General features: G+C 38.1%; 20 protein-coding genes, 2 tRNA genes and 1 pseudogene. 6 read left to right on the top strand and 17 right to left on the bottom strand.

From position 1 onward, the window contains the following. Nucleotides 1-3: 3 nt before the first annotated feature. The 3 genes from ACWODM_RS14365 to hxlB are packed head-to-tail and all read right to left on the bottom strand — an operon-like array spanning nt 4 to nt 2,332. Nucleotides 4-930, bottom strand: a complete 927-nt coding sequence (locus tag ACWODM_RS14365; protein ID WP_455322037.1) for a transketolase family protein — start codon at nt 928-930, stop codon at nt 4-6. After that, a complete protein-coding gene (locus ACWODM_RS14360) occupies nt 927-1,760 on the bottom strand; it encodes a transketolase (RefSeq protein WP_455322036.1) in 834 nt (277 codons plus the stop codon). Before ACWODM_RS14360 ends, ACWODM_RS14365 begins: the two co-directional genes overlap by 4 nt. A gap of 14 nt (nt 1,761-1,774) precedes the next feature. Further along, nucleotides 1,775-2,332, bottom strand: coding sequence for a 6-phospho-3-hexuloisomerase (hxlB, locus tag ACWODM_RS14355; protein ID WP_455322035.1), 558 nt, complete (start codon nt 2,330-2,332; stop codon nt 1,775-1,777). A gap of 297 nt (nt 2,333-2,629) precedes the next feature. Between hxlB and ACWODM_RS14350 the strand changes: the two genes are divergently transcribed. From ACWODM_RS14350 to ACWODM_RS14330, 5 genes are all read left to right on the top strand, one after another. Further along, the gene (locus ACWODM_RS14350) at nt 2,630-3,040 is read left to right on the top strand and encodes an Ohr family peroxiredoxin (RefSeq protein WP_455322034.1); all 411 of its coding nucleotides are present in this window, start codon (nt 2,630-2,632) and stop codon (nt 3,038-3,040) included. Between the two features lie 197 nt (nt 3,041-3,237). Next, nucleotides 3,238-3,663, top strand: coding sequence for an RNA polymerase sigma factor (locus tag ACWODM_RS14345; protein WP_455322033.1), 426 nt, complete (start codon nt 3,238-3,240; stop codon nt 3,661-3,663). Continuing rightward, complete coding sequence (locus ACWODM_RS14340) at nt 3,656-3,904, top strand: helix-turn-helix domain-containing protein (RefSeq protein ID WP_455322032.1); 249 nt, start codon at nt 3,656-3,658, stop codon at nt 3,902-3,904. Before ACWODM_RS14345 ends, ACWODM_RS14340 begins: the two co-directional genes overlap by 8 nt. Nucleotides 3,905-4,283: 379 nt before the next feature. After that, nucleotides 4,284-4,460 carry a helix-turn-helix domain-containing protein gene (locus tag ACWODM_RS14335; protein WP_455322031.1) on the top strand — a complete coding sequence of 59 codons (177 nt, stop codon included), beginning with the start codon at nt 4,284-4,286 and terminating at the stop codon, nt 4,458-4,460. A gap of 75 nt (nt 4,461-4,535) precedes the next feature. After that, the gene (locus ACWODM_RS14330; protein WP_455322030.1) at nt 4,536-5,768 is read left to right on the top strand and encodes a tyrosine-type recombinase/integrase; all 1,233 of its coding nucleotides are present in this window, start codon (nt 4,536-4,538) and stop codon (nt 5,766-5,768) included. Nucleotides 5,769-5,854: 86 nt separating this feature from the next. Here ACWODM_RS14330 and rpsI read toward each other — a convergent pair whose 3' ends face one another. The 4 genes from rpsI to ACWODM_RS14310 all read right to left on the bottom strand — a co-directional run bounded on the left by rpsI (nt 5,855) and on the right by ACWODM_RS14310 (nt 8,183). Continuing rightward, entirely contained in the window at nt 5,855-6,247 is a 393-nt protein-coding gene (gene rpsI, locus ACWODM_RS14325) for a 30S ribosomal protein S9 (RefSeq protein ID WP_455322029.1), read from the bottom strand. Between the two features lie 15 nt (nt 6,248-6,262). Then, nucleotides 6,263-6,709 (bottom strand): 50S ribosomal protein L13, encoded by a 447-nt coding sequence (rplM, locus tag ACWODM_RS14320; RefSeq protein WP_455322052.1) that lies wholly within the window; start codon nt 6,707-6,709, stop codon nt 6,263-6,265. Nucleotides 6,710-6,891: 182 nt separating this feature from the next. Then, entirely contained in the window at nt 6,892-7,377 is a 486-nt protein-coding gene (locus ACWODM_RS14315) for a Dps family protein (RefSeq protein WP_455322028.1), read from the bottom strand. Between the two features lie 95 nt (nt 7,378-7,472). Further along, a complete protein-coding gene (locus tag ACWODM_RS14310; protein WP_455322027.1) occupies nt 7,473-8,183 on the bottom strand; it encodes a DUF5105 domain-containing protein in 711 nt (236 codons plus the stop codon). Nucleotides 8,184-8,288: 105 nt separating this feature from the next. On the opposite strand from ACWODM_RS14310, the gene ACWODM_RS14305 reads away from it, so the two are divergent. Then, the gene (locus ACWODM_RS14305; protein WP_455322026.1) at nt 8,289-8,972 is read left to right on the top strand and encodes a prepilin peptidase; all 684 of its coding nucleotides are present in this window, start codon (nt 8,289-8,291) and stop codon (nt 8,970-8,972) included. A 58-nt stretch (nt 8,973-9,030) separates the two neighbouring features. On the opposite strand, the gene ACWODM_RS14300 is transcribed toward ACWODM_RS14305, so the two are convergent. The 10 genes and pseudogenes from ACWODM_RS14300 to ACWODM_RS14255 form a co-directional block, all read right to left on the bottom strand. After that, nucleotides 9,031-10,380 carry a C40 family peptidase gene (locus ACWODM_RS14300; protein ID WP_455322025.1) on the bottom strand — a complete coding sequence of 450 codons (1,350 nt, stop codon included), beginning with the start codon at nt 10,378-10,380 and terminating at the stop codon, nt 9,031-9,033. Nucleotides 10,381-10,595: 215 nt separating this feature from the next. After that, on the bottom strand, nt 10,596-11,102 hold the full coding sequence (gene mreD, locus ACWODM_RS14295; RefSeq protein WP_455322024.1) for a rod shape-determining protein MreD: 507 nt from the start codon (nt 11,100-11,102) through the stop codon (nt 10,596-10,598). Nucleotides 11,103-11,104: 2 nt separating this feature from the next. Continuing rightward, nucleotides 11,105-11,959: a rod shape-determining protein MreC gene (gene mreC / locus ACWODM_RS14290; RefSeq protein WP_455322023.1), complete on the bottom strand. Its 855-nt coding sequence runs from the start codon at nt 11,957-11,959 to the stop codon at nt 11,105-11,107. A 292-nt stretch (nt 11,960-12,251) separates the two neighbouring features. Then, nucleotides 12,252-12,890 (bottom strand): thiamine diphosphokinase, encoded by a 639-nt coding sequence (locus ACWODM_RS14285; protein WP_455322022.1) that lies wholly within the window; start codon nt 12,888-12,890, stop codon nt 12,252-12,254. 1 nt (nt 12,891) lies between these two features. Next, nucleotides 12,892-13,542 (bottom strand): ribulose-phosphate 3-epimerase, encoded by a 651-nt coding sequence (rpe, locus tag ACWODM_RS14280; RefSeq protein ID WP_455322021.1) that lies wholly within the window; start codon nt 13,540-13,542, stop codon nt 12,892-12,894. A gap of 14 nt (nt 13,543-13,556) precedes the next feature. Continuing rightward, nucleotides 13,557-14,438, bottom strand: coding sequence for a ribosome small subunit-dependent GTPase A (gene rsgA / locus ACWODM_RS14275; RefSeq protein ID WP_455322020.1), 882 nt, complete (start codon nt 14,436-14,438; stop codon nt 13,557-13,559). A gap of 693 nt (nt 14,439-15,131) precedes the next feature. Further along, a pseudogene (locus tag ACWODM_RS14270) lies at nt 15,132-15,638 on the bottom strand (iron-containing alcohol dehydrogenase family protein); the annotation flags it as partial. 546 nt (nt 15,639-16,184) lie between these two features. Further along, the gene (locus ACWODM_RS14265) at nt 16,185-16,913 is read right to left on the bottom strand and encodes an alpha/beta hydrolase (RefSeq protein ID WP_455322019.1); all 729 of its coding nucleotides are present in this window, start codon (nt 16,911-16,913) and stop codon (nt 16,185-16,187) included. A gap of 104 nt (nt 16,914-17,017) precedes the next feature. Beyond that, nucleotides 17,018-17,091 (bottom strand) — tRNA-Pro (locus ACWODM_RS14260). 37 nt (nt 17,092-17,128) lie between these two features. Continuing rightward, nucleotides 17,129-17,202 (bottom strand) — tRNA-Arg (locus tag ACWODM_RS14255). Nucleotides 17,203-17,248: the final 46 nt, after the last annotated feature.

Here is a 17,248-nt window from a genome sequence, read left to right as displayed (position 1 = left end):
TTGTCATCTCCCTATAAGTTCTTTTGCTCCAAGTGCAATATTTTCAGATGTTAAACCATACATTTCAAATAATTTATTTGGATCTCCCGATTTTCCAAATTTATCTTCAACACCAATTATTTTCATCTTCTTAGGTGTAGTTTGAGAAATGAATTCACTTATAGCACTACCAAATCCACCTTTAACATTATGCTCTTCCACAGTTACAACAGAATCTACATTCTTAATAACTTCTTGAATTAGATCAGTGTCTAATGGTTTAATTGTTGGAATGTTAACTACAGAAGCATTAATGCCTTCTTCACTTAATTTTTGAGCAGCTTCTAGTGCTTTTGCAACCATCAATCCTGTAGCAAAAATGGCAACATTATTTCCTTCTCGTAGTATTTCTCCCTTACCAATTTTAAATTCATAACTTTCATCATGAATTGTCGGTGTTGGTACTCGACTTAATCGTAAATATACTGGCCCATCATATTCAGTAATCGCTAGTACTGCTTGTCTTGCTTCAACATCATCACAGGGATGAATGACTGTCATATTAGGTAATACTCTCATTAGAGCAATATCTGTTATTGCCTGGTGAGTTCCACCGTCTTCTCCCACGCTAATGCCAGAATGCGTTCCTACCACTTTAATATTAACTTTTGGATAGCACGCTGAATTTCTAATTTGATCATACGCTCTTCCAGCAGCAAACATTGCAAATGTACTTGCAAAAGGTACTTTTCCAGAAAGAGCGAATCCTACTGCAGTTCCAATCATATCTGCTTCAGCAATTCCAACATTAAAGAATCGTTCAGGACAAACATTTTGAAACATCATTGATTTTGTTGCATGAGCTAAATCTGCATCTAAAACAACTACTTTTTCATTACTTGCTAGTTCAATTAGTGTTTTTCCATATGCTTCTCTTGTCGCTAAATTCATTGTATTTTACCTCTCAATTCATCAATTGCCAATTTACTTTGTACATCATTTGGGGCTACACCATGCCAATCTGCATTGTTTTCCATGAATGATACGCCTTTTCCTTTTACAGTATTAGCAACAATCATGGTAGGTTTGCCTATAACTTCTCTAGCTTCATCAATAGCCGAAGAAATTTCAGAGAAATTATGTCCATCTATAACGATAACATGCCAGTTAAAAGCTTCAAATTTTTTGTCAATAGGTAAAACATTCATAACCTCTACATTAGAACCATCAATTTGTAGTCCGTTATGATCTACAAAAGCAATCAAATTATCAAGTTTATAATGAGCTGAAGTCATTGCTGCTTCCCAAATTTGACCTTCTTGAATTTCACCGTCACCTAAAATTGCAAAAATATCATGAGATTCTCCATCTAATTTAGCAGATAAAGCCATACCATTAGCAATACTAAGTCCCTGACCTAATGATCCAGTCGATGCATCTATACCTGGTGTTGTTTTCATGTCAGGATGCCCTTGAAGCATTGCACCAGCTTTTCTTAATTTTAAAAGCTCCTCTTTAGGAAAATAGCCTTTGTTAGCTAAAGTAGTATATAGTGCGGGTGCTACATGTCCCTTCGAAAGAACTAAGCGATCTCTATCTTTTTTTCTAGGTTCTTCTGAACTAACATTCATTTTGTCATAGTATAAAACGGTTAAAATATCAATAACAGACAAAGAACCTCCAGGATGTCCTGATTTAGCTGCTGTAATCGATTCAATAATATCAATTCTCGCTTTATTTGCTATAAGTTCCAACTCTTCTAACTTACTTGTTGTTTCCATTTTTTTCCTCCAAATTATTCTAAATTCGAATGTTTCTTAAACATCTCTTCATTGGCTTTATCTGACGTTTCCATTAATCCTAAAATAATTGCATCTCCTAGTAATAAAACACTTTGTTCATACAATGAAGCCATAGGTTGGACTGAAATAAAATCACTTTCATCTACATTTTTGCTTGGAGCTGGAATAACTACCTTTCCATCAGCTAAATTAGCCAGTGTCGAATTTCCATTACCAGTAAATGTTAAAACTTTTCCTCCAAAGCCTTGTGCTTTCTCAGCCATTTGTAAAAATTGCTTTGTTTCTCCTGATCCCGAAGCAATGATTAATAAATCACCCGCTTCAAAGTTAGGGGTTATCGTTTCTCCAACAACATATGCTTCTTTCCCCATATGCATTAGTCTCATACCGAAAGATTTGATAGCAAACCCTGCTCTCCCTAATGCTAAGACGAAAATTTTTTCGGCTTCTGAAATTAGTTCTAATGCATCGTCAAACTCCTCATTTGATACCATTTCTAATGATTCATTGACCTCCTTCAGAATTCTTTGTTCATAAATATTCAATGACATTTCCTCACCTCCACGAAATTTTTTTCTTAATACAATTCGAATTATAAACGCTTCCATATTTTTTGTCAATCCGAACACGAAATTTTTTTCGTGTTAAAAACCCTTTTATTTTACAATATTATTCTTATATGGTAAGTTACACTCTATAAATATAGAGTTAACCACGAAATAATTTTCACGAAAGTTATAAAAGGGGCGAGAAAAGAGGGCGAAAATTTTTTCGCTGTTCTTGTTTATGAATTGAAAAAGTTAATTCTATGGTTATTAAATTATTTATACAGAAAGAAGATGAAAAATATGTCAAAAAAAATGTCAGTTTCCACTGTTGTAAATACAGGCGGACGTGAAGGTATCAGTAAATCAACCAATGGTTTTTTAGAAGTAAAAACGGCAGGTACAAAAAAAGAAGGATTTACTAATCCTGAAGAATTATTCGCAGCTGGATTTGCTGCATGTTTTAATGGTGCTTTAATATTCCCTCTTGAAAGAGACGGTCATGGAGATTTAAATAGATCTATTAGAGCTGAAGTAACTTTATTAGGAGATTTACCAGATCATACTACTTTGCATTTAGAAGTAACTTTAATTGGTAAAATTGATGGCTTAACTGCAGAAGAAACACTAAATTATATGAAAGAAACAGATGATATTTGTCCATACTCAAAGGCAATTAAAAACAATGTAAACGTCACACTGTTAGCCGAATAAAATTCTAAATATATAATTTTAAATATCTCGCTCCCAACATAAAAAAAGTGTTAGCCAAAATCTTAAAGATTTTAAGCTAACACTTTTTTCTTTGATTCATTTGTGATTTTTTTGGCAAATGAACACATTAGATTCGTTTTAATTACGAAGGAGGATAAGACGCTATTACTGCTTGTTGTAAAAATGGAGGGAATTCTATGAACTTTATTAAATACGAAAAAAGACGTATAGCCGAATTTGATAGTTTCTGCAAAAAGACTCTTAGAAATGAAGCGATAGACATTCAACGGCGATTAAAAAAACAACGAGAAAGAGAAATTTCTTTTTCAGATCTTTCCCCCTCATTTTTTAATCAACTATTTGTTTCTGACGAACATAGTATAGACATAGATTTTTATCAAGTATTAGATGAAAAAGTTCCTGTTCAAAACAATAAATTAAGCAAGGCTATTTCAAAACTATCAAATGAGAAAAAAGACATTATTCTATTATCTTATTTTTTAGAGATAACTGATAAAAAAATTGGAGAAATAATGAATTTACCTAGAAGTACAGTTCAATACAAACGTTCTTGCGCTTTAAAAGAATTAAAAGAAAAATTGGAGGGGAAGAATAATGATTAAATCAGCTAAATCCTTAGACTATCTACCAAAAAAATCATTACCTTTTTACATCATTCATCTAGCTTCAAGGGGAAACTTAGAAGCTATAAAATTAATTTTAAAACACTACGAACCTTATATGAATAAGTTGTCACTCAGACATATATATGATGCAAATGGAATAAAAAATCAAACGATTGATCCTTATATTTACAGATGTCTTGAAACTAAATTGATTATAGCTATTTTAAAATTCAATTAGTTTGCACTTCCTCCTTTATTATTCTGTATCTATGAGAATCTATAAACAATTATAGATTCTCATAGGTTTAGAACCTAAATGCCCCTTGAAAACTGAATACCATAATTAGTTACCTTCCATTTATAAGGAGCTATGTATTCAAATACGCCATGACTTCATCATTGAATGAGCGATTCTATTTGAAATACTATTTTCGAATTAGGAACTTGAAAATGCAATGATTTATAAATGAGGATAATGATACACCTACCTTGAACGTCTCACGACATTGGGTAGCCTCTCCGAGTATGAGAGGAGATGAAATTTCTGTGGGTTTGCCTAGACCGACTAATTATGAAGAGTTATGTCAGCCCTTTTTTGTCAATAAGGAGTTGAACCTATGGAAACAAGAACTTATTTAAACAAAAAACAAACTTGTACTTTTTTAGGTATCGATAATAATACCTTAGATAAATGGATCAATCTATATAATTTTCCACATATTAGAATAGATGGAGTCATTCGATTTGATGTAGCTGATATTAAGGAATTCATGGATACCTTCAAATGCCTTTAATTTTTTCATTAAGCGCACTATAATTGAGGTAACGAAATATACTACCTCATTATATTAACAAGGAGATGAGGTACTATGCCTACACTATTAGCCAGTGGTAAATACAAAACAAATCTAAGATACCCAGAAAGATTTAGAGAGTTGACAGGTATTAAATCTGAAAAATTCCAAAAAATATTCGCCACTAAGCAGCTAGCTACTAAAGCCGAAAAGGATATGAAGAAAAAAATTGCACAAGTGATACGAGAGGAGAATGCAAATGTTTTAGAAATAAAAGGAAATATGAAATTTAAAGATTTCTATCAGAAAAAATGGATTGCTCGTTATGAATTAGGACAAACTGGACGAACACGTACACTTCCTAGCGAAATGACAATTCAAAATACGAAAGACCTCTTTAGATTACACATATTACCAATGTTTGGTAATTATACAATGAACTATTTAAATGCAAATACGGAAATAATTTCAGATGGATTGACTGAAAAATCCAGAACCTATGCAAATATTAGAACTTTGAAGAGTTACGTAAACTCGATGTTTGATGTAGCTGAAATATTAGGCTATATCGAATTCAATCGAACAACAAAAGTCATTCAAAGTATTACTTCTCCAAGAAAGATTGCTTTACAAGAAAAGAAAGAACAGGAAGGCAAGCAAGCATTGACTGTTAACGAGTTGATTGAATGGTTGGAAGTTGTACAGAATTGCTTGAACAATCAGTCCTTAAGTTTCAAAGATTATACTTTATTTATGCTGACGTTATATTTAGGAGATCGTAAAAGTGAATCTTATGCATTGCAATGGAGACATATTGACCTTGATAATCATACGATTCGTTTAAAGTTCGCTTTGAATAAAAGAAAAAAGATGAAGAAAACTAAAGGTGGTAAAGATACAATCATTCACATACCAGAAATATTAGTATCATTACTTCAAAAATGGAAAGAGTTGCAAAAGATAGAACTAGAAAAATTCAGAATTGAACAAACTCCTGACCAGCATCTATTTACCTACATGAAACCCTATGGAGATGTTAACAGTCCTTTGCATAGTGATTATTTGAATTACCGAATTAACAAAATAATGAAGTATAATAAACATTTAGCTCATTTGACACCTCACAAATTACGACACACTTATGCTACACTCGCTAAACAAGGTGGTGCAGATTTAAGTAAGATTTCAGAAGCTTTAACACACTCTGAAATAACAACTACTAGGATTTATGTGAATACACCTGACGTTGTAAACTTAGATGTCTATAATGCCTTTGATCGGGTTCTAAAACAAGGAGCAACTCAATAATGTGTTCCATTTTGTGTTCCAATTGCAAAAAAAGACACTTTCCAATAAATTTGGAAAGTGCCAGAAACGTTGATATATAAGGGATATTAACGTTTTGAAAACTGTGAAGCTTTGCGGGCTTTTTTCAAGCCTGGTTTCTTACGTTCTACCATACGTGCATCACGAGTAAGTAATCCAGCGCGTTTAAGAGCTAAACGGAAATCAGGATCTACTTCTAGTAAAGCGCGAGCAATACCATGACGGATCGCGCCAGATTGTCCAGCGTATCCACCACCGTTAACGTTTACGAATACATCGTAAGCGCCTTTTGTTTCAGTAACGCCGAATGGTTGGTTGATAACTTCACGCAAGTCAGCGTGTGGAATATATTCAGTAACATCTTTTTTGTTTACAGTAATTTTACCAGTTCCTGGTACTAGACGTACGCGAGCAACTGCATTTTTACGACGGCCTGTGCCGATATATTGAGCTTGTGCCAATGAAATTCCCTCCTATTAGATTAAGTTAGTAATGTCTAAAACTTCTGGTTGTTGAGCTGCATGTGGGTGTGTGCCTTCAGCGTATACATGCAATTTCATCCCTTGAGCGCGACCTAAAGTGTTTTTAGGAAGCATGCCTTTTACAGAAGTTTCGATCAAACGACGAGAATTTTTAGCACGTAATTCACCAGCAGTGACTGATTTCAGTCCTCCTGGATACATTGAGTGACGGTAGTATACTTTATCAGTCGCTTTTTTACCTGTTAATTTAATTTTATCTGCATTGATTACAATTACAAAATCACCTGTATCCACATGAGGTGTGAATGTTGGTTTATTTTTTCCACGTAGTACAGAAGCTACGACAGTTGAAAGACGTCCTAAAGGAACATCAGTCGCATCGACTACATACCATTTACGTTCTACTTCGCCAGCTTTGGCCATATATGTTGTACGCAAGATTTTTTCCTCCAATTTCAATTTCGAATGTTTGACATACACTTGAGTTTCCGGGGCTCTTGTGGGGCAAACAATACCATTTAATATAATACCTAGAATAACGCATAAAGTCAACGTTTTTCTTTCAATAAAATGAAAAAGAAGTGGAACTTTCAAAAAGTCCACTTCTTTTTAGGCTTCTGATCTTATTTTACTTTTTCATGTGCTGGATCGATATTTGGTGCAAAACCTAATTTTGCTTGGATCATCCAGATTTTTTTCTCAACATCTGTGTTGAAACCAGTGAAGATGTCTTCTGTGCTTGCATCGTCTTCATCACTAGCGATCTCGATACCTTCTTTGTAAAGATCTGATAGATAACGATAGCCTTCAACTAATTTTTCCATACGTTCTGGGATCGTACGATCATAAGTACCGACCTCATCCTTGATTCCTGTATGGTCAGCAAATTCTTGTAAAGTTGAATAAGGAGCACCATCCAAAGTAATCAAGCGTTCTGAAATAACGTCTAATTGATCGTTGATTTCATCCATGAATTCGTCCATTAGTGGATGTAAAGTCAAGAACTCAGGTCCACGCATGTACCAATGAGTTTGGTGGATAACCACTGAAAATTGGCTTAGATCTGCTACCAATTGATTTAGAATTTCTTTTGTTTTTTCGTATCTCATTCCTAATTCCTCCTTAAATTTTCTATACATTTAGCATAGTACGAATGACAGAAAATGTACATCAAAAACCATTACATGAGAAAGTTTCTCATGAATTATTCGCTCTCTTCTGCTTCTTCACTGACACTGCTCATCGCCTCTGTCAGCTCTTCCACAAACTGTTCCTGGTCATTAAAACCGGTAAAGAAAGCTAAATAGATCGCGCTTAATTCTTCGCTTTGACCATTGACTAGCTGCCATTGCCCTTTTTCTTTTCTCATTTGCAATGACACATCCACCGGCTGCTCCTTGATCGAGGCATTGGGTAGCTCTTCTTTTAAGATCCCCACGGTTTCCTCTACTAATTTTGTCTGATCTTTTGCTAAGGCATTGTCGTCATGGATCCGTTCCACCAGCTTCTGACTCATTGTCAGCAGTAGCTCTTTGATCGAGATGCCGTTGATCTCATAAATGATATTCGCAAGGTCTTCATTTTCAGTGACCTGCTTGACCCGATAAGTCGTCTTTTCCTGCACCTGTGCTGCTAGCTGCTGATAAATCTCATCTGCCTGCTCTTGAGCCACCACGTCATCGACACCAATCAAGCCATCGATAAAGTGCTCCTGAAAAACCTCTTGTTGCTCTTCAAATATCGTGCCTAATGCTTCTCCATTTTGAAAATTTTCATTGAACGCCTTGGTCTCCTCTTGATAAATGAAGCGATCGATAAATAACGGTGCCGCTTCTTCAGCTGGGATCCCTCGGTCACAACCAGCTAGTAAAAAACCGATTACCAGTAAAATGGAGAAAAGTCCTTTTCTCTTCACACATGTTCCTCCTCTTAATCTTCATACTTTCATTATTCAAAAAATCTGATTCATTGTCTAGTTTTCGGCTTTTTTGCGTAGTTTTTTATGAAGAGGTGATGAAAAATGTTTTATTTTTTGATAGGTAGCTGTCTAGGCTCCTTTTTTTGTGTTGTTGCTCAAAGAGTTCCACTCAAGCAGTCTTTTCTGTTTTCAAGATCCCGATGTGACCACTGCCAGCAAAGCTTGCGTAGTTGGGAGCTGATCCCGATCGTTTCCAGTCTGCTGTTGCGGTTTCGTTGTCAGCGTTGCGGACAGTCGTTCTCCCGGGTCATTTGGCTGGCAGAACTCGTCTACGGCGGGATTTTTTACTACTGCTGGCTGCAGTCCGCATTCTCCGATCAGCTCATTGCTTGGATTTGGTTGACGACTGTTTTTCTACTGTCCTTGACCGATCTTTTTTATTTAACTGTCGAACCCAAGTTTCTTTATCCTGGTCATGCGCTCCTTTGGGGAATCTGTCTGTATCTCCAGCTACCTTTTTACTGGGAAACACTCGGGATCACACTGATGCTAGCTGTTTTCTTCTGGCTTTATTTACACTATTCCATGGGATTGGGTGATCTCTTGTTGCTGATTTGCTGGGCACCATGGTTATCTCCACAGGAATTTTCTCAATTGCTGTTGACTGCCAGTCTGCTGGCACTGATGGCTTTTGCTTTGCATTGGTTCATTCAAAGGGAACGGATCAAGCAGCTGCCTTTTGTTCCGTTTTTGAGTGTCGCGTTATTTCTGGTTTATTTTTTATAGCACAAAAAAAAGCTGACGAAATTCGTTTCGTCAGCTTTTGGTTTGAATGATTCAATTCTTACATACGTACCGCAAAGTCTGGTGTGTAGCTTGAGATTGAAGTGATCTTCACTACGTCACCTGTACGAGGTGCGTGAACGAATTGTCCGCCACCGATAGCCAAGGCTACGTGACGAGTGCTTCCGCGAGATCCCCAGAATAGTAGGTCTCCAGCTTTAGCTTCACTTACAGAAATGATTGTTCCAGCACTTTCTTGTGGTACTGTCCAGCTACCGATCTCGCGACCTGTTGCTTGACGGTAAACATATTGTGTAAATCCTGAACAGTCAAATCCACCTGGTGATCTTCCACCCCATACGTAAGGAGTGCCTAGATATTTCATCGCTTCATCTACCACTGAACCATTTGAAGGAGATGGCGCTGGTGCTGGTGGAGCTGGCGTTGAAGGTTGTGAAGATGAACTGCTGTTACTTGAGCTAGAGTTACTTGAGTTAGAGCTACTTGAACTAGAACTATTAGAAGAACTAGAGCTACTTGATTGACTAGATGATGAAGAGCTACTGTTGCTGCTTGTTGATGCAGCTGTATTATTTGAAGAAACAGCGCTAGTTGTCGATGCAGCTGGTTGTGCTGCGGCTTGTTCTTCTTCAGCGATACGAGCAGCTTCTTCCTCTGCTTGAGCACGCGCTTCTGCTGCTAGACGTTCTTCTTCAGCGATACGAGCGGCTTCGGCTTCTGCCTCTGCTTTACGAGTTTCTAAATCGGCTTTTTCACTTTCTTTAGAAGATTGTTGAATCGCTAAATCAGCTTTCAGCAAGTCTAGATTTGCTTGACTGCTTTGAAGCTCGCCTTTTTTGCTTTCCAATTCGACTTGATTCGCTTCGATTTCTTTTGCTTTTGCTTCTGTCTCAGCTTTTTTATCTTCAACAGCTTGTTTGTCTTCTTTTTGTTGTGTTACTAGATCATTATTAGCATTAACGATCGTTGTCACAGCTTGTACACGACCAATCGCGTCTGTCAATGACTCAGCATTCAAGACTGCTTCAACCACGTTGGCATCGCCACCGTTCACTTGAACGTCACGTGCTTGGTTACGAATCGCTTCTTCACGTTTTTCGATACGTACTTCAAGATCTGCAATTTCTTCTTTTAATTTCTCAGTTTCTTCTGCAAGTTCTTCTTGTTTCACCATCAATTCTTGTGCTTTGGCATTAATAGAAGAAATTTCGCCTTCTAATGCATTGATTTGTGATTGAAGACTTGCCTGTTGGTTTTGTAAGTCTGAGATCTCTTTATTTTTTTGTTCGATCTGTTGATCGAAATCATCTGCGAACGCTACACTAGGAGCTAGGACTGCAGTAAGTGTTAATGAACATGTTAGTAATGCTGTAAGTACACGTCTTTTCACTATGAATTCCTCCATCTGCTTGTTTTATTGAATAAATGTTAACAATTAATTAAGAACTTTATTTTTTCTTAAACTCATTTCAGCAACAAACAGATTGTAACATAGGCATATGACATTCCCATAAAGGAATTGTTACAAAATTATTTCATTTGCAGAAAACTATTTTCAAAGCATGTAAGCATTGATATACCAGCGTTTTACATAAAAAAAAGAAACTATTTTTTTTCAAATAGTCTCTTCATTGGGTAGTATAGAACAAAAAAGAAGATAATATTGATCAAAAGAGTTGGGCCTAGAAAACGAGTCACAAAAAAGATCCCATTGATCGCGGTTAGGTTAAACAACACCTGAATTCCTGCCGTGATCAGCTCCAAGCTTGTGATCAAAATAATCATTCCGAAAAAGCGGGTCAAGATATTTTGATAGATCGCCTCATGCATAATATACATCAGCCAAATCACCAAAGGCAGTGCGACAGCATAAATGCCCAGTACACCAATATAATACAAATCAAAGATACTGCCAATCAACAACGCCGACAAGATCATGTAGCGTTTGGAAAGGAGATTTCCGCTAAAGAGCATCAGTAACAGCAGCAAGTGCACACCCCAAACGTAGGTATCGTGACTCCAGCTGATAAAGGTGCTCGTCAGATGCGCATCTATCAACATCACGAAAAAGAACAGAGGCGCCATAAAGTAGTTCATCGTCTCTTTTTTCATGCTTATTCTCCCACCGCTCGTTCAATGATCGTGACAACGGACAAATCGTGCGTTTGGGCATACGGCTGCACATAGACCTTGGTATCCAGACCGAACTTGTCGACTTCTGCTTCAACAACCGTTCCTACCAGCAGATCGGCGGGCGAATTGCCACCTAATCCCGATGTTTGTACGACATCATCTTTGGCAACGGCTGCTTCACCGGTCAACTGTTCGACCACAAATCTGTTGTTCTCGGCATCATAGCCTTTAAGCACACCAAATGTCTCGCCGTCTTTGGTACTGATACGGACAGGATAATGGTTGCTAGTCTGATTCTCTGAAGTCAATAGCTCGATTTTAGATGAAAAGGCATTGACCTCGATCACACGTCCAATCAGCCCTTTTTTCGCCATGACGGCCATATTGATTTCAATCCCTTCATTGGCTCCTTTATCCACGACCAATAAATCTTGCCATGTATCAGGAGAGCGGGTGATGACATTGGCTGTCGTTTTTTCAAAGCTAGTCAAGGTTTCATTCAATTCGAGTTCTTCTTTAAGAACTGCGATTTCTCGTTGATAATTTTGATTTTCCTGCGCTAAGCTATCGTACGCATCGATTTTTTCTTTCAAGCGTTCGTTCTCTTCATAAGTCACAAATAAATTTTGAATCGACTGTACGCCATTTTCAAACCAACGGACAGGAGCGAACATGATTCTATCTACGATCGAAACAGTGTCATTGACTGCTATAGAAGCAAAAGAATTTTTCTCGGAAGAAGCTCTTTTGGCAACGGTCACACTCAGGACAGTCACTGCAATGATCACTAATATTAACGTAATAATGATATTTTTATTGGGATTAAATTTTTTCACTGAGGCACCTCTAAAGTTTCAAACTGATAGCCTAAATTGTACCACTAAATGCGTCTAAACAAAAGACAAGTCCCCACTCTTAATGCTTTTTTTGAAATTTCATTGTTCTCATTTACAGACCCTTTTACGTAACAGCGCTTTACTGTGAGAAAGTCTTGCTAAAGGTTTCCGCTCATGGAACAACTGTGAGCCTACTCACGGCTTTTAAATCTCAAAAGGCCAGTGACCAATACCCTTGGCAACTGACCCTCATTCAGTAGATTTCGCTACAGCAGTCTGCTTAAAAATCCTCTTAGCTGTCTTTACTTTGAATCACTGCAACCTGTCCCGAAAGAAAAGAAACCTCTGCTTCCTGTGTGACAAATTCGTTGCTGGCATAGGAGATCGGATGATGGATAGTCTGCTTATCCAAGGTGTACTTACTCTTCGTCAAGGTCAATTCCTCGACAGGGGTCAGACAGCAATAGGCCAAATACTTCATCCCAGCTTCTTGTTTGATTTGATGTGTACCTGGCAGCAAAAATTGAATCGTATTTTGCTGATCCTTCAAAAAGATTCGTTGACTGTGGTCTCGAAACCTTGGTTCCAGAACCATCCACAGATTGGCTAAAAAGTGATCGATCCGACCACCTGTCACACCGATCATCGTCACGACTGCTTCCGGATAGTTTTCAAGTACATACGCCAATCCCAGCTGTGTATCGGTATCGTCTTTCTCAGCCGGTGCTGTCTCGACCTTATTGGCTTTGGCAAAAACCGTCTCTTTCTCTGTCGGATTCAGCGAGTCAAAATCACCGATCGCCAGATCCAAAGGCAGTTTTTGCTGGAGCAAAAACAAACCGCCGCGATCGATCCCTACATACAAATCAAAGCTTGTCTTTAGTTGCGGCCAGGTCTCCATGGGGGCTCCGCCAACGATCAGTACCTTCATATTATTGGATCGCTTCCTTTAATAGTTGAATATTTTTTTCAGGTTGTTCTGCATCGTAAATGTAGCTACCTGCCACAAAGACATTCGCTCCGGCTTCTTTACAACGCTGAGCTGTTTCCGGGAAGATTCCGCCATCGACTTGAATGTCATAGTGGTAGCCATGTTTTTCTTTCAATGCAGCTAGTTCCCGTAGCTTGTCCAGAGAATCTTCAATAAATGACTGGCCACCATAGCCTGGATTGACGGTCATCACTAAGACTTGGTCGACCATCGACAAGACATGCTTGACGGCATCCACTGGTGTACCAGGATTCAAAACGACTTCGGCTTTGACGTTTTCTGCCTTGATCATTTGGATCGCGCGGTGGATATGCGGGGTAGCTTCTACATGGACCCCGATGATATCTGAACCTGCGGCCGCAAAATCATGGATATACTGCTCTGGGTCAACGATCATTAGATGCACGTCTAGTGGCAGTTTTGTGATCGGACGCAATGCTTTGACGACATTAGGACCAAAGGTGATATTAGGGACGAACTGACCATCCATCACGTCGATATGGATATAGTCGGCGCCATGTTTTTCTACAAACTCAACATCTCTTTGCAGATTCGCAAAATCTGCGCTTAAAATTGACGGTGCGATTTTCATAAATAAACTTCCTCCTACTTTTTCTTTCGATAAACGGGTCTTCTGTTTTCAATTTCTTCTAAAAATTGGACATAGTTCTCATAACGAGTCGCAGCGATTTCTCCGGCTTTGACTTGTTTTTTCACCTCGCACTGAGGTTCGTTGACATGCATACACTCTCTGAAACGGCATTCACTGGAAGCCGCCACGAATTCAGGAAATTGCTTTGGCAGTTCTCTGGCTTCGATATCCAAGAAATCGATTGAGCTAAATCCCGGCGTATCCGCTACCAATCCTTCTGCTATAGGAATCAACTCGACGTGTCGTGTTGTGTGCTTTCCTCTTCCAAGTGACTCAGAGATCTCAGCAGTCTCCAGCTCTAGACCTGGGACGATACGATTCAATAGGGTCGACTTGCCGGCACCTGATTGTCCCATAAAAACCGTCAGTCGCTCTGGAAACAGACGCTCCAGCTCGCGAACAGCCTTCTCGTCTTCCGTTGCTGCAATCACAGTATAGCCAATTTTTTGGTATTTTTCTACGATTTCCTGTAGGGTTTCTGTCTCGTCTGTCAGATCGGTCTTACTTAGGTAAATGATCGGTTCGATCTCCTTGTATTCCAGTGTCACTAAAAAACGATCCAGTAAATTGTACGAAAAATTAGGTTCTACTAGGCTTGCCACGATGACTCCCTGATCCACGTTGGCTACTGATGGACGAACGAGTTCGTTGTGTCGCGGTAAAATCTCTAGCAAGTAGCCATCGGTCAAACTGGTGCTTTCAAAAACTACCTCATCGCCAACTAGCGGTGTGATTTTACGGTTACGAAAATTGCCGCGTGCCCTCGTTTGATAAAGCACTTCCTCAGATTGCACATAATAAAAACCACTCAATGCTTTCCTGATCTGTCCTTTCAAAAATCCGCCTCCTTGTTTTTTTCTATTGTATCATAAGTTATTCATATTTATTGCTATATAAAAAGATTCTACTAATATTTCTCCAATGAAGTTTTTACCAATAAATCTGTTAGCCTTTTTTAGATTAGTCTTTAATCTTCCACAATGTTTCCATCAGAATTTGCTAAAGTATGTGGGATGCATAAGAAAATTCTAACTCTGGAAATGTGCTATCCTTCATTATGACAGTCTCTGTTAAGAAATTTTGACCATCACTATAGTGAAAAATAACGATTGAATTTTCCACAAAATTAGAACAAAGATTAAATTTAAGTTTCGAGAACAATAAAAATGTTCACGTTATTTTATTTATTGTTCTATTGAAACACGATTAAAAAAATTGATGCTACTTTTTCAATGCTTATTCCTTCCCCAGATTAAAATAGACCCTAGATAATAGACACTGATAAGAAACTGTCAGTAAGCCTATTATTTAGGGTCTTTTTCAATTGAAATTACGAAGTTACAGTGAACATTCCTTGTCTGGATAGTTAAGGCTAAAAAATAAAGATTACTTACTACTTTATCCTTCTTCGTTAGTTGCAAAATATATACTCATTTTGATAGAAACTGATAACTATTGTGCCAATCATATTGAGACATGTATAGAAAATAATTCAATTTTAAATTATTACCATTATACTTAAATAACAATTATTTAGTATCAATGTAATGTTCTAAATCGAAAATAGCCTTTTTGATAGTTTCTGGATTTACTTCAATCGGTATCAAATGTACTTTTTCTTTACTGTTGATAAAAACAGCAATTTTTTCGGTGTCTTCTTCTGACAACGGAGATAACTTCATGTCTGCTAAAGATCGTGGCAGATCCAGTTCTTTATAGAAAGGCAACAGCCCATCGATCAAGGCCCATCTTTTTTCTAAAGCCATCTGGTAAAGAATGCCATAAGCCACCTTTTCACCATGCAGATACGCATGACTACCTGGCAAATATTTCCCGATGGCATCATGCATGGCGTGAGCCGCTGCATTGCGGGCATAATTGTCACCCAGACCACCAACCGCAAAAACGATCTCCGATAAATTGACAAAGGCATCTGAGACAATGCCCTGCTTCATGTCATCGATCGCCTGTCGACTATCCTTTAGAATGGCTTCTTTAGTCAGGACAGATGTGAACTTAGCAAGCTGTAAAAATGGATAATCCAACAATTTTGGAACAAATTCATCGATGGCGCCTTTAGAATACTTGTAGAACTGTGGACCAGTTTTTACTTTTAAATCATCTAGCATATTCCATGTCACTCCTTTGAAAGTAATCGACCGTTTACTGCAATAAAAACTGTTCCTTGTACGATTTGACTACCGTTTTAATTTTGAGAAAAAGTCTCGTTACTATAATGAAAACTTGCTTGACCTTGTCAGCTTTTTTTCATTACAAATTCAAAATAGCATAAAAAATTATTTTTTGTCCACGTATGGTAGACTGTTTTCATAAAGAACATCAAAGGATTTGAAGACATGAAAGACAGTATGTATTTAATGCATAAAATCTCTTACGAATACCTTTCTACAATGATACGAGAAAACAATGAGAGATTACTTTATTCAAAATTCTATCCAACTGGTTTAAAAAAACATTGCGCATCTTTCCGAAGAAGTGGTAAAGCTGCCGATGAAAGACTCGCCTCCCTGATCCAAATCAGAGACGAAAAAAAGAAACTGTAGTTAGCTGCAGTTTCTTTTTTATTCTAAATTTTCCAGCCAACGAATCAGTAGCTGACTGATCTGTGTCTGTTGCTCTTCATTTGTAATCGTCGCCGACTGATCGCCTTTTTGTTCGCCATAGCTACCAAACCCCGCATGATTACCACCTGCAATGACCTCATAGACCGTTTGATCGGGTAGAAATCGTTGCGCTTCCTGATACGCCTCCTGATTCAAGACACCATCTCGATCACCAGTAATTGACAATACCGAACCAGAAAAGTTTTCCAAAGAACCTTTTTCATCCGGATAGCTGGCTAAAAAGAAGACCCCTTTGATCGCATGATCCAAATGACTGCTGACAAAACGACTCGACATGACGCCCCCTAAGGAATGTCCTCCCATAACTACTGCGGTCAACTGATGTTCAGCAATGATTGCTTCCGCTGCATTTTGCTGGAGTACGGGCAAATTTAGCGGTGTGGCTACTAGATAGACAGGATAGCCGGCTTTGGCGACCTCCTGTGCCCAAAGACTGTAGCTTTCCTTTTCAACCAGTGCTCCCTGATAGAAAATAATCGCGGGCTTGCCTTGCTCTCCTTCAAAGAACAAGATCTGATCTTCACTTTTACCGGTTTTAGCTACAGCTAAAGCCGCTTCACTTGGTGCATAGGTATTCATTTTAAGGTAAACTGTCCCTGCAAGTACAAAAAGAATGCCTACGAGCAGAATGACCAGCAGACTTTTTTTGATCCACGTTCTTTTCACCGATTCGCCTCCCTTATATTGATAGTTTATCACTTTGTCTCCCTGAAGAAGCATTTTAAATAAAAAAAAGACCTGTGAATAATCACAAGTCTTACATCTTTCAATCGGGAAGACAGGATTCGAACCTGCGACCCCTTGGTCCCAAACCAAGTGCTCTACCAAGCTGAGCTACTTCCCGCTCATAAATATTTTATTTAAGGTAATAAAAAAAACTACGCGCCCAAGAGGAGTCGAACCCCTAACCTTTTGATCCGTAGTCAAACACTCTATCCAATTGAGCTATGGGCGCATATCTATATAATGCCGAGGACCGGAATCGAACCGGTACGGTGATC

This window comes from Enterococcus olivae, assembly GCF_053760925.1.
The sequence above is the reverse complement of the archived record's forward strand: the minus strand, read 5'-3'. Positions and strand labels throughout refer to the sequence as shown.

What these genes read in the sequence shown, in the direction of transcription:
- ACWODM_RS14340 (WP_455322032.1), top strand. Translation starts at nt 3,656, where the DNA reads ATGATTAAATCAGCTAAATCCTTAGACTATCTACCAAAAAAATCATTA.
- mreD (WP_455322024.1), bottom strand. Translation starts at nt 11,102, where the DNA reads ATGAAAAAAGAGACGATGAACTACTTTATGGCGCCTCTGTTCTTTTTC.
- ACWODM_RS14360 (WP_455322036.1), bottom strand. Translation starts at nt 1,760, where the DNA reads ATGGAAACAACAAGTAAGTTAGAAGAGTTGGAACTTATAGCAAATAAA.
- ACWODM_RS14350 (WP_455322034.1), top strand. Translation starts at nt 2,630, where the DNA reads ATGTCAAAAAAAATGTCAGTTTCCACTGTTGTAAATACAGGCGGACGT.
- ACWODM_RS14345 (WP_455322033.1), top strand. Translation starts at nt 3,238, where the DNA reads ATGAACTTTATTAAATACGAAAAAAGACGTATAGCCGAATTTGATAGT.
- ACWODM_RS14335 (WP_455322031.1), top strand. Translation starts at nt 4,284, where the DNA reads ATGGAAACAAGAACTTATTTAAACAAAAAACAAACTTGTACTTTTTTA.
- ACWODM_RS14285 (WP_455322022.1), bottom strand. Translation starts at nt 12,890, where the DNA reads ATGAAGGTACTGATCGTTGGCGGAGCCCCCATGGAGACCTGGCCGCAA.
- hxlB (WP_455322035.1), bottom strand. Translation starts at nt 2,332, where the DNA reads ATGTCATTGAATATTTATGAACAAAGAATTCTGAAGGAGGTCAATGAA.
- ACWODM_RS14315 (WP_455322028.1), bottom strand. Translation starts at nt 7,377, where the DNA reads ATGAGATACGAAAAAACAAAAGAAATTCTAAATCAATTGGTAGCAGAT.
- ACWODM_RS14330 (WP_455322030.1), top strand. Translation starts at nt 4,536, where the DNA reads ATGCCTACACTATTAGCCAGTGGTAAATACAAAACAAATCTAAGATAC.
- ACWODM_RS14305 (WP_455322026.1), top strand. Translation starts at nt 8,289, where the DNA reads ATGTTTTATTTTTTGATAGGTAGCTGTCTAGGCTCCTTTTTTTGTGTT.
- ACWODM_RS14365 (WP_455322037.1), bottom strand. Translation starts at nt 930, where the DNA reads ATGAATTTAGCGACAAGAGAAGCATATGGAAAAACACTAATTGAACTA.
- rpe (WP_455322021.1), bottom strand. Translation starts at nt 13,542, where the DNA reads ATGAAAATCGCACCGTCAATTTTAAGCGCAGATTTTGCGAATCTGCAA.